10 protein-coding genes are annotated in these 12,172 nt (G+C 43.1%); 4 read left to right on the top strand and 6 right to left on the bottom strand.

Annotation, left to right across the window (positions count from 1 at the left end; genetic code table 11):
• Positions 1-713 precede the first annotated feature (713 nt).
• Positions 714-908: a hypothetical protein gene (locus V7L12_RS25790; protein ID WP_334815173.1), complete on the top strand. Its 195-nt coding sequence runs from the start codon at positions 714-716 to the stop codon at positions 906-908.
• A gap of 19 nt (positions 909-927) precedes the next feature.
• Here V7L12_RS25790 and V7L12_RS25785 read toward each other — a convergent pair whose 3' ends face one another.
• The 3 genes from V7L12_RS25785 to V7L12_RS25775 all read right to left on the bottom strand — a co-directional run bounded on the left by V7L12_RS25785 (position 928) and on the right by V7L12_RS25775 (position 4,785).
• Positions 928-1,629, bottom strand: a complete 702-nt coding sequence (locus V7L12_RS25785) for a LapA family protein (RefSeq protein WP_335088696.1) — start codon at positions 1,627-1,629, stop codon at positions 928-930.
• A gap of 166 nt (positions 1,630-1,795) precedes the next feature.
• On the bottom strand, positions 1,796-2,416 hold the full coding sequence (locus V7L12_RS25780) for a flavin prenyltransferase UbiX (protein ID WP_322677657.1): 621 nt from the start codon (positions 2,414-2,416) through the stop codon (positions 1,796-1,798).
• A 17-nt stretch (positions 2,417-2,433) separates the two neighbouring features.
• On the bottom strand, positions 2,434-4,785 hold the full coding sequence (locus V7L12_RS25775) for a ribonuclease R family protein (protein ID WP_335088693.1): 2,352 nt from the start codon (positions 4,783-4,785) through the stop codon (positions 2,434-2,436).
• 1,191 nt (positions 4,786-5,976) lie between these two features.
• On the opposite strand from V7L12_RS25775, the gene V7L12_RS25770 reads away from it, so the two are divergent.
• Complete coding sequence (locus V7L12_RS25770; RefSeq protein ID WP_335088691.1) at positions 5,977-6,888, top strand: hypothetical protein; 912 nt, start codon at positions 5,977-5,979, stop codon at positions 6,886-6,888.
• 851 nt (positions 6,889-7,739) lie between these two features.
• On the opposite strand, the gene clpP is transcribed toward V7L12_RS25770, so the two are convergent.
• A complete protein-coding gene (gene clpP, locus V7L12_RS25760; protein ID WP_335088689.1) occupies positions 7,740-8,351 on the bottom strand; it encodes an ATP-dependent Clp endopeptidase proteolytic subunit ClpP in 612 nt (203 codons plus the stop codon).
• 483 nt (positions 8,352-8,834) lie between these two features.
• Here clpP and V7L12_RS25755 point away from each other — a divergent pair, with 483 nt between their 5' ends.
• Positions 8,835-8,990: a hypothetical protein gene (locus tag V7L12_RS25755; protein ID WP_292873559.1), complete on the top strand. Its 156-nt coding sequence runs from the start codon at positions 8,835-8,837 to the stop codon at positions 8,988-8,990.
• A gap of 287 nt (positions 8,991-9,277) precedes the next feature.
• On the top strand, positions 9,278-11,335 hold the full coding sequence (locus V7L12_RS25750) for a thioredoxin domain-containing protein (protein WP_335088688.1): 2,058 nt from the start codon (positions 9,278-9,280) through the stop codon (positions 11,333-11,335).
• A gap of 102 nt (positions 11,336-11,437) precedes the next feature.
• Here the strand turns inward: V7L12_RS25750 and V7L12_RS25745 are convergent, their stop codons facing one another.
• Positions 11,438-11,860, bottom strand: a complete 423-nt coding sequence (locus V7L12_RS25745) for a type II toxin-antitoxin system VapC family toxin (protein ID WP_335088686.1) — start codon at positions 11,858-11,860, stop codon at positions 11,438-11,440.
• Entirely contained in the window at positions 11,857-12,081 is a 225-nt protein-coding gene (locus V7L12_RS25740) for a hypothetical protein (protein WP_099099269.1), read from the bottom strand. The genes V7L12_RS25745 and V7L12_RS25740 overlap by 4 nt, the downstream gene beginning before the upstream one ends.
• Positions 12,082-12,172: the final 91 nt, after the last annotated feature.

Genomic DNA, 12,172 nt, shown 5'->3' with positions numbered 1-12,172 from the left:
CTCAGCATTTATTCTATGTATTTATATAATCCATTAGAAAGATATACTCTAACAAGATTACTACTAGGACTTTTTTCCGCAGGAAGACGACTACAAAATAAACCTCTGAGAAATTTCTTTTCAACGGATTCAAGGCTTTTCCCGTTGCATTTATCAAATTTACTTATAACTTTCCTAACTTCCAATTATTTTTAAAATCTGCAAATTCATCTTCTATTTAAGAGGAATTAAATGCCAGAATTACCGTTATTAATGTATTTAAAGTAACTTAGGCAATAGATTAAGGATTATTCTGGTAAATTACCATAAGTAATAAACGATGAATTTCTTAGGAATGTAGTAATTTTCCTGAAGTAACTAGGTAATTGCTGCATAGTAATTGCTATGCTTAACCAAAAAATTAAAGTAGCTTGTTTGAAACTTTATCCAAGCAATATCTGTCTATCTAAATAATCAGGTTTTTTACTCTGATGGTTAATTTTAAGTATATACAATACTGTGTTTCTAACAGCACAGGGTCGTTATTCTAAAAGTTCAGTTATAACAAGGCCCGCTCAATTAAATGTTTCTAATAAAGGTGTAAATAATGACTGATTTACCGCGATCGCCCAAAAAAAGCTTGCAAAGAAATTGAAGTTTCGACACAAAGACTACTGCATATTTTACCCCGATAAGCCTGAATGAATAAATATAGGATGAATGAGGCGTCAACTATGACTCGAATTCGTGATGTTGTACAAAAAGTTTTAGTAACTGGCTATTTGACAGTGGAAGCTGAAAATCAACTACGACAACTGTTGACTACTCGGTATGAATTGGAAGATTTTAATGCTTTCATGACTTTGCAGGAAGCTGCCATGACTGGTAAGGTCAAGCAAGAGTCTAGAGAGCGATGTGGCATCAAGTAGAGACGTAGCCAGCTACATCTCACTTACGGGGGCGTTTACCATCATCCTCAAAATCATCATCATCCTCAAAAAATTCCCAATCATTATCATCGGCTTGATTGGTAGTCGGTGGCTGATAAGGGGGGATAATTACCCGGTAATCAGCATCGTAAATTGATTCAGTTTTTCCCGCAGCCGTATTTTTTGGTTCGCGGTAGCTGTAGGAGTAAACTGAACCAGACTGAGAACTGCTTTTGGCTGCTGATTGACGTTCGTAAGTTGTTGAATCTCTAGGCTGTTGAGCTTGAGAATTAGAAGTAGGTGCTGACTCTGACTGTTCATCAAAGTTCCAATCATCATCTCTACTGCTATTTGTCTCCCAATCATCAAATACCTCACTGCTAGACTCTTCTCTTTTACTAGCTGGTGGTGGAGGACTCGCAGGACGAGATGTCGGTTCTTCTCTCTGGGTTGCCTTCGCACGAGTTGAATTGGCGGTTGCTCTGTTAGAAGTTTGGCGTTGTCCTCCCACAAAATAATTGGATAAGTTAAACAAGGTAGCAATCAATATCGATGTGAAAGCACCAGTGGCAGTACTGAACAAAATCCATATCGCTAGTGGTAATGGTTGAGTTCGCACGCCCAAAAATACTAGCGATAGGGCAGGTGAGAAATTTTGGACTAATAACAGCGTTAGTCCTCCCAGTACTGCCACCAATAGAATTAAGCGAATTACAGCCATAGCAATTTTGTCAGTTGTCAGTTATCAGTGGTCAGTTGTCAGTTGTCAGTTATCAGTCTGATTATTGTTCGCTAATTACTGTTCACTGACTACTGACACTATCAGCCATCTCTATCATTACCTTTTTAGGACTATTGTGAAATTTACAATAAATCCACTCAGGGCGTTAGCGACGACCTTGCCACCGCTGAATTGGAATACAGTCAATATCTAGTTGATCTAAAGCACGGGCAACTACAAAATCAACTAAATCCTCGATGGTTTGGGGATTGTGATACCAGGCAGGAATAGCGGGGACAATTCTCACTCCAACTTCTGCTAAAGAGGTTAAGTTACGTAGGTGGATGAGGCTAAAAGGGGTTTCACGCGGGACAATGACGAGCTTTCGCCCTTCTTTGAGTTGGACATCCGCTGCCCGTTCTAGTAAATCGGAACTCAAGCCAACTGCTAGCTTTGCAACTGTACTCATGCTGCATGGAATGATCATCATCCCCAGAGTGGCAAAGGAACCGCTGGCAATTCCGGCTCCGACATCACTCCAAGGATGACAGCGTAGTTTACCCGAAAGTGCAACACCAGCTTGCTCTCGCCAGAATTGTTCTTGCCCGGTTGGTTCTGATGGCATCCGAATTTCCTGTTCTGACTGCCAAACCATGTAAGTTGATTTAGAGGCAACTAATTCAATGCTATACTCCGCTTCTAGCAAAAATTTGATCGCGCGAACAGCGTAAATCAGACCAGATGCGCCCGATACGCCTAAAATTAAAGGTTTAGTGTTATTTGACACGTAAGCTTTAGTGGATTTTACTCATCCTCCGAGTAAGGGTCTAGGTCATCAGGCTCCAGATCATTTGGTAAGTAGAGGTCTGAAAGTTCCTCATGGGAATCATTAGTTAAACCTTTGGCAACGCCATCGCTGCCGACTGTTACCAAATCAATTTGCTGACGGTAGTAATCGACACTTTTAACTTGGACGGCGACGCGATCGCCTAGTCTATAAGAAGCGCGATTTTTGCGACCAAACAGTGCCTGTTGTCTGGCGCGATATTCATACCAATCATCTTTGAGAGAACTGACGTGTACTAATCCCTCTACCCGCAAAGGCACACCAGGATTACTGTTAGACTCCACCTCAGCCGCGGGCACTTCAATTTCCACAAAGAAACCGTAGGATTGAACCCCGGTAATCACGCCTTGAAATACCTGACCGATGCGTTGCTTCATCAGTTGGGCTTTTTGCAGTCCGGCTAAATCGGCTTCAGCTTCTTGGACTTCTTTTTCGCGGTCGTTAATTTGGACAATTACCCTAGTCAAATCGCTTTGCAATTCTTGTTGCAATTCTGGGGGTAAAACGTTCCAGTTAATTTCCTCGTGGCTAGAGGAGTGGCGTAGGTTAACGCGCTCTCTGACACGGGTATTGCGGCGATCGCGTCCGTTTTCGAGTAGGGCGTAATACACTCTCTGCATGAGCAAATCTGGGAAACGCCGCAAGGGAGCACTAAAGTGGACATATTGCGGTAGTGCCAGACCAAAGTGAGATCCTTTGGTGGTACTGTATGCAGACGGCTTAAGTGTATCTTGTAATAAGTAAGTAAGAACTTGCTCAGAGGGAGATTCAGCAAAAGCTGTAGTCAAATGTTGGTAATCTAAGGGTTGGATATCAACTTCTGGATCTAATGTGAGGTCAACGCCTAAATTGACTGCCAATTTCAGCATTTCCTGGACATCTTCAACATCAGGAGTACCTTGAACTCGCCAGATAGCGGGAACACCAAGAGCATTTAAGTGAGTTGCGAACAGTTGATTAACTAACAGTACCAACTCCGTAAGTAGCGATCGCACTGGTAAATCATTCACCACCACAGCGCCGAGAATCCCCTCATCATAATAGGCGTTTTGGCTAGGTGGCAGATTCAACTGGAGGCTACCACGAGTCAAGCGTACCTGTTTCACAGCTGTTTGCAAAGCTTGGAGGTCTTGCAGGATTTGGGAAACCTGTGATGATTTATCTTCAGCTTCACCTGTGAGCATTCCTTGGGCAAGTTCAGTAGTCAGTGCAGTCTCGACATTGATGACGCTGGGTTGAATTTCCCATTCCAGCACTTCTCCCGATTGGGGATCAATGGTAATTAAAAAAGAGATGGTTAAGCGATCGCTCCCAGGTACTAAAGAACAGCGTTCTGCCACAGTTGGGGGCAAGATTGGCAGCACTAATTCTCCCAGATATACTGATTTGCCCCGTTTGAGTGCTTCTCTATCTAGGGCTTCGTCAGGTTGGACATAGTGAGAAACATCGGTGATATGAACGCCCAAAAGCCAATTTCCGGCTAAGTTTTTTTCTAAACTAAAAGCGTTTTCTATAACTTTAGTATCGCCATTTACCCCTTCAATGGTGAAGGTAAATAAATTACGTAAATCCAGCCGATTTTTCAGGTCTGCTTTTAGCAGTTTTTTGGGCAACTTGGCGGCTGCATCTAGCACATTATCTGGAAAAGTCCGGGAAAGGTCGTGTTTGCACGTAACTAAATCTATATCAGCAGCAGCTTCGGCATCACTACCGAGGATTTGCACCACTCGACCAAGGGGAGGATATTGTGCCAACGGGTAACGCAAAACTTCCACATGAACCAGATGATCGATCGCTTCTTCCAACTTTGCCCCGTTAGGCTGGATCTTGAGTTCAAACAGCAATCGATCATCTAAAGGCACAGCCCGGAAACCAGCTTCCACCTGCTTAATTCGTGCCAGTAAAGTGTGGTTAGAACGTTCTAGAATTAGCTTCACCTCTCCTTCAGGAGAGCGACGGCGACTGCCTTCTTTAAGAACTCTTACCAAAACGCGATCGCCATTCCAAGCATTACTCAGATGACTTTCGCGGATGTAAATATCCTCAGCGCCTTCCACATCTTGAATAGCAAAGCAAAAGCCTTTACTAGAACAACGGAGTTTTGCCTCGATTATTCCCTCTTCTGAGACACGCCGATACTTGCCCCGTTCCTTCACTAAAATACCGATTTTTTCGAGAACATCTAAGGCAATGTGAAGTTTTTGTAAACTTTTTTCATCTTCACAGCCAAGTTTCTTTTCTAAAACCTTCCGAGCTACCAATTTATCATCGGTGAAATTGGCAAGGAGTGTAGCGATTGAAAATTCCATGCAGTGAACCGACCTTTGGTCAAAACATCATTTTTGTTTAACAAAACAGAATTCAGGCGTCAGTCGCCAGAATTCAGAATTTCATTCTGTGTTACTAACGGATAACGCAGCAGTAGCGAGTCCGCAAACGTCTAAATCAAGGAGTTTAAGTCCCCCACAAAAATTTTCTTGTTTTGTGTTCAACTTTTGTAGTGGCGGGTCTGAATTCCCCACTATCTTGATTCTGAATTCTGAATTCTGAACTCTTCTTCAATCTGGTTCTTTCCTGTATACCCTCACGGCTTACAGAAACAAGCTGGAAACTAATTGCCCTGAAGCAAGGCTTCCTAAGTTCTCAGGAAAGGAAGCCAGACCCAGCAAGAGCGGGAAACTACCCCACAGTTCCTTTGCAAAGGAAGCCTACCCACAGAAGACAACTCTGGGCGTCTACGAACTTCTCACTGCACGATGTTCTCAGAGTTCGCCTGCGTTCAAGTCTCTTCACCTAACCAAACTTAAGATTGCACGCCTGATTAACATTTAGCCCCGCTAGTTAATTACGCGACGGGTTTTTGAGAAGTTGGGTTTAGAGAATCCATACTGCCCAAAAGCGCTTTGCAGGGGAGCCACTGCGGTCTTGGGGTCTCCCCAAGTGGAGCAAGTGGCGTGGAAACTACAGGTGTTTGATTGTTTAGAGAGAAGGTAATTTTACGCCATTAGACTCTGATTGTTAACTAGGAGGAACTGCCGATGAACCCAATTTTCCCACATGTAGAATCGGTAACAATTAGGTAAGCAGCTTAATAAGCAGTGAGGGCGAACCTTATCTCCATTATTGTAGATTTAGAGCGCACTTCCAGAAAATAGTTCTAAATATCGAGTTGGGTAATCAGTATAGCATTGCAAGCAAGACTACCCAGATAAGTTAGCACTGACCAAAAATTTCGTCAAAAAAGAGCTACTGCTACAATTGGGACACCAGGCAAAGCAAGAATATCACCTTGACGGCTCAGAGCAGAGAATTATACCTACTCATCGCCTGCCAAAAAACTGATGACACATAGTAAGCAATTAAAAATGAATTAAATGCAATCTTGGCAGGCATCCTGGGTATCGAGTGGATGTAAATTAAAGTAAGGGCAGTTGATCTCGCTTGAACATACAGGCAGTATCAACCCCGTTATTAAAAATATTTAGATTGGTAGCAGTATTATGTTGGCTCAATTCCAGAGCTTGTATCCCAAAGGCAGTTTGATTTCTGAATTAGTGCAAATTTTTCAAGGAAAATATATTGTTCGGGCAAGCGTGCAAATTGAAGGCGTAACCCGTGCTACGGGTATGGCAGCAGCAGAAACAGTAGAAGCAGCAGAAGACCAAGCCAGAACCAGGGCGCTGATACTTTTGGGTATTACAAACGCGCCACCAGAATCAGTGGCGTTGACCTCAAATCCAGTTTCCCCGGCACAGCTAAATCCTTCTTTGAATACTAAAGGTGGATTGAGTGAGCCTGCTGCTTATTCCTCTGCAAAAAATGAGGATTTTGTTAGTAGTCAGTGGTCAGCAGTCAGCGATAAAGAAATATCTATACCGCCTTCCAAAGAACGGAACCTCAAACCAGAAGTAGTAACAAGCAGTAACGAACAGTACGGGTACAGCAATGTTGCGCCCGTACCAAGCGAGACACAAAGCGCAAGTAAAAGCGATACCTATAGCCAAGATTTAGGTCAAAACTTTTCTGTGACTGCCAACCGGGAGCTAGAATTTGATCCTCCAGTTGAGAACTTGGAAATAAATTTTGATAACCAGCCAGAAAATCAAACCTTTCCGGCAATTTCTGCCAACAATGTCACACCATTTACACCTCGGAGTTACAGCCCTCAAGAAAATGTCGCTACCCCGTCAGTGACAGGAAAGAGAAAGAAAAAAGCTGAACCAGTGGATTTATCAGATGTAATTGCTAAAACAGATGTCGAACTTCAGCGTTTAGGGTGGACACCAGAACAGGGACGGGAGCATCTGATTGAAACCTACGGTAAGCGCGGGCGGACTTTGCTGACTGAAGAAGAATTACACGGATTTCTCAAATACCTGCAATCTCAGCCAGACCCAATAGCGGGATTTTGATTTGTCATTAGTCATTAGTCATTTGTAAGGACTAATGACTAATAACGTAGGCTCTTGAAACAGTAACGGAGCTATGGAACCTGTGAATTTTTCTGAAGTAATTGCTCAAACAGATGTTGAAATGCAGTGACTAGGGTGGACAATAGACCAGGGACGGGAACATCTCATAAAAAATTATGGGAAGCGATCGCGTACTTTACTGACACAAGTAGAATTATTAGACTTCCTTCAATACCTTGAATCTCAACCATTAGATAAAGTTGTGACTGTCAAAATTAATACACCTCTTGTATAAATCAAAAATAAAGAACCCCACCCCGCATTTGCTCACGCAAACGCTCCCCTCCCCAAAGCATCGGCTACGGTGTACACACAAGTCTGAAATAGCTGATTAACCAAGGTTTTACCCCACCCTAACCCTCCCCGTATGTATTGGGGAGGGAACTGGAACTATATCTCCGGTCTCCCCCCTTTATAAGGGGGGATTAAGGGGGGTAATTCGACTTGTGTGTACACCGTAGCCCCAAAGCATCGGGGAGGGGTTGGGGGTGGGGTGTTAGGGACTTTTGCAAGAGGTCTAATCTCAGCCAGACCCAAGAGCAGGATTTTGATTTCCAACTTCTAAATCAAGTTTTGAACTTCTAAATCGAGTTTCCAACTTCTAAATCGAGTTTTGAACTTCTAAATCAAATTTTGAACTTCTAAATCAAGTTTTGAACTTCTAAATCGAGTTTTGAACTTCTAAATCAAGTTTTTTAAGTCAAATAACCCCTCTTCAGTTATGAAGAGGGGTTATTTTTAGGGTTTAAGGAAATTAAAAGTGGTAAATCAGCATTTACCAATCGTGACTATTAATTAAGAACAGCAACTGCTGGGCGACTACCGGCGGCGTGACGGTCAATCACTTGGTCAATCAAACCGTAGTCCCTGGCTTCCTCTGGTGACATGAAAAAGTCACGTTCAGTATCTTCAACAATGCGCTCAATTGGTTGACCTGTATGTTCAGCTAAATAGTCGTTTAGCCGCCGCTTGTGGTACAGAATTTCCCGCGCCTGAATTTCAATATCAGTCGCCTGTCCTTGAGCGCCACCTAAAGGTTGATGAATCATAATCCGAGAATGGGGTAGACTCATCCGCTTACCCTTAGCACCAGCGCTGAGGAGAAAAGCACCCATACTCGCCGCCAATCCGGTACAAATTGTACAGACATCAGGGCGAATATGTTTCATAGTGTCAAAAATGCCCATACCAGCCGTCACCGAACCACCGGGAGAATTGATGTACATATAAATGTCTTTCTCCGGGTCTTCAGCATCCAAATACAGCAGTTGGGCAACAATCAAGTTGGCAATATTGTTATCAACTTGTTGTCCCAAAAAGATGATGCGCTCACGTAACAGCCGTGAGTAGATGTCAAAGGCGCGTTCACCTCGACCCGATTGTTCAATAACGATAGGAATCATGGAAGCGTGTTTGTGGCTACTTTAAATACATTTTATCGGTGACAGCACGAAACTGGGGCTGATCTCTACTATTCCCAGGTAGATATAAGTAAATCTTGGCTATTCTGTCTGATTCAACAAAGGAGCAAAATATGCTTTTGCAATAGATTTATACTCCAAGGGCACTTTTTAGCGACAAAAGCTGTCTAAGAGAATATCCCGATTTAGGGAAGAATAAATCAAAAAACTTCAATTGTCGCCAATCTTATATCTCGGACTTTGCTGCACAACCTTGGCGATGTCATGTATTGATTAGACCGATAACCGAAATCCGACTTGCTTAGGGAATTCTGTTAACTCTCAGTAACATTTTAAACATTTTTTTAGGATTTACTTCGGCATTTATCAAGTTATTTTTGTTAGATTCGGTAAATCGGGAGTACTAGGTGTATTTAGAATAACCAGTCGTAGTTGAAATGCTATCCACTCAGAGAGAGACGTGCCATGCTGGAAAAACTTATACAAGCCGCCATCATCACCTTCTTGCTCCATCTGATAGCAGGACTTAGCCCAAATACTTTAATGCAAACAAAGACAGCAGCACCTATGCAAGAAACGCCACCAAATATTGTTAGCTTGCTATTGCGATCTTTTCAATAAGAATGTTTCATAAGTTGCAGTGGTGTAAGTAAGTAGGCGTAAATAAACCCAATTATTAGGGACTGACAAAAAATAAATTATCCCAAATTATTTGTAGATTTGTAGGGGCGCAAGGCCTTGCGCCCCTACGTTCACTGCATTTTTTATACCAACTTACTTAGGCGAGATTAAAAACAAAGGGATAATTCACTCATTGAGTTTCTTAACCTAATGTACATAGCTGTCTAGGCTAACACTCCTGAGAACAGGGTAGACTGAGCAAAGAAGGCAACTACTCGCATTTGATCATGACTAATCGCCTTGCTGAAGCTAAGAGCCTCTATCTCCGCAAACACGCCGAAAACCCAATTGATTGGTGGCCTTGGTGTGATGAAGCACTTGCAACTGCAAGGGCGCAAAATAAACCGATTTTTCTTTCCATTGGCTATTCTAGTTGCCATTGGTGTACTGTCATGGAAGGCGAAGCTTTTTCTGATATTGCGATCGCTGACTACATGAATACCAATTATCTTCCCATCAAAGTAGACAGGGAAGAAAGACCTGACCTCGATAGCATCTATATGCAAGCTTTGCAGATGATGAGCGGTCAAGGGGGTTGGCCTTTAAATATTTTTCTTTCCCCAGAAGATTTAGTGCCGTTTTACGCTGGGACTTATTTCCCTGTAGACCCGCGCTATGGTCGTCCGGGATTTTTGCAGGTGTTGCAAACGCTTCGCCGTTATTACGATACAGAAAAAGCGGACTTACAACAACGTAAAGCCTTAATTATTGAGTCTCTGCTTACGTCTGCGGTGTTGCAAGATGGTACAACAACTGAGCTTGAAGACCAGGAATTACTCCGCCAAGGTTTGGAAACCAGTACAGGCGTAATTACTCCTAGTCAATCTGGCAATAGTTTTCCGATGATTCCCTACACAGAATTAGCACTGCGGGGAACTCGATTTAATTTTGAATCTCGCTATGATGGCAAGCAAATTTGTACCCAACGGGGACTAGACTTAGCGCTGGGCGGCATTTATGACCATGTAGCCGGTGGTTTTCATCGCTATACTGTTGACCCGACTTGGACAGTACCCCACTTTGAAAAGATGCTCTACGACAATGGACAGATTGTCGAGTATCTGGCTTCTTTATGGAGTGCAGGAGTACAAGAGCCAGCTTTTGAGAGGGCGGTTGCTGGGACTGTACAATGGCTGAAGCGAGAAATGACTGCGCCTGAAGGTTACTTCTATGCTGCTCAAGATGCCGATAGCTTCACTGAATCCACGGCGGTAGAACCAGAAGAAGGAGCCTTTTACGTCTGGAGTTACAGCGAATTACAACAACTGTTAACGCCTGAAGAATTAACCCAATTACAACAACAGTTTACGGTGACGCCTAACGGCAACTTTGAAGGACGTAATGTTTTGCAAAGACACCATTCAGGTCAACTGAATGCAACGCTGGAAACGCCACTGAGTAAACTGTTTACCGCTCGTTATGGCGTTAATTCTGAGTCACTAGAAACTTTTCCTGCTGCTCGGAACAACCAGGAAGCAAAAACTACTAACTGGCCAGGTCGCATTCCCTCGGTGACAGATACGAAAATGATTGTCGCCTGGAATAGCTTGATGATTTCCGGGCTGGCTAGGGCTGCTGGGGTTTTCCAACAACCTTTGTACCTGGAATTAGCAGCACGAGCAGCGAATTTTATTTTGGAAAATCAGTTTGTCGATGGGCGTTTCCAGAGACTCAACTATCAAGGAGAACCAACCGTTTTAGCGCAGTCTGAAGATTATGCTTTGTTTGTTAAAGCTCTCTTGGATTTACAAGCTTCCAACCCTGAGCATGAACAATGGTTAGAAAATGCGATCGCTATCCAAGATGAATTTAACGAATTTCTCTGGAGTGTAAAATTAGGTGGTTACTATAACACATCAAGCGATTCTAGTCAAGATTTAATTGTTAGAGAGCGTAGTTATGCTGATAATGCCACACCATCAGCTAATGGAATTGCGATCGCTAACCTTGTGCGTCTGGCCCTACTCACCGATAATCTAGATTATTTGGATTTAGCTGAACTTGGTTTGAAAGCTTTTAGGAGTGTAATGCATCGCGCTCCCCAAGCTTGTCCCAGCTTGTTTACAGCTTTGGATTGGTATCGTAATTCTACCTTGATTCGCAGCACAACTGAGCAAATAAACGCTTTGATCCCCAAGTATTTACCTGCGGCTGTGTTTGCCATCACAGCTGATTTACCAGAGGGAAGCGTTGGGTTAGTTTGCCAAGGTTTGAAGTGCCTTGCACCAGCAGAAAGTGTAGAGCATTTATTGCAGCAAGTCCAGAAAAGTCAGGTGAGGGCGTGAAATAGTTTTATTTCTCCCAACTAGAATGTTACCAGCAGGTCATTCAGTCCTGATCGTAACTTTCTGCGCGGTTGCTCATTTGACCCCGTATAGTGATGATACCTAAACAGACCAAGGATTAACCATTACAAGCCCTGTCCCAGCAAAATCTTTTTCGTTACGGGTGACAAGTGATAAAGAGTTATGAATTGCTATCGCTGCAATAAGAGAATCCATCAGAGGTAGAGGTCGCCCCCAAAGTTCTAGTTGCCCGACTAAATTTCCCCACAACACCATTGTTGAGACATCTATACTTAAGATTCTTTGTTGAAAGCGATTGGGTAGGGTTTCATTCAGCCAAGTTGTTAGAGATTCTTTGCGCTTAGATGCAGTAATTTTGCTGATACCTTTAGCTATTTCGCCAATTGTAATGACGCTAAGGTAAAGTGTTTCTGCCACTTGGGCATCTAGCCAATCTAAAACTTGTTGATGTGGTTGTTTGGCAACAAGTTCGGAAATCACGCAGGTATCAAGGAGGTAGGTCATGGGGTGAAGGCATCGCGGGGAAGGGTGCGATCTCGACTAAGGTCAAGTTCTTCGGTGAGTTCAGCCAGGGGGGATTGACGGAAAAACTCTGAGAGTTTGCTTGGTTGATCTGGGTGGGTGTTGTTGTGTGTGGTCAGGCTTTGGGCAAGGAGTTGGATGATGTAAAGTTTATCGTTGGGGGAAAGCTGAAGGAGTTGTTGTTCGAGTTCTTGGATAGGCATGATGGGGTTTAAGTAGAAGATAAATTTATTCTACTTTCAGCGTCAGGGGTTAATTTAGTTTGACTCGCTTTTTACCCTCTATTTTTTTGAC

Origin of the sequence: Nostoc sp. (assembly GCF_036918245.1) — a bacterium.
Lineage (GTDB): Bacteria > Cyanobacteriota > Cyanobacteriia > Cyanobacteriales > Nostocaceae > Nostoc.
This window is presented reverse-complemented; position numbering and strand designations above follow the sequence as displayed.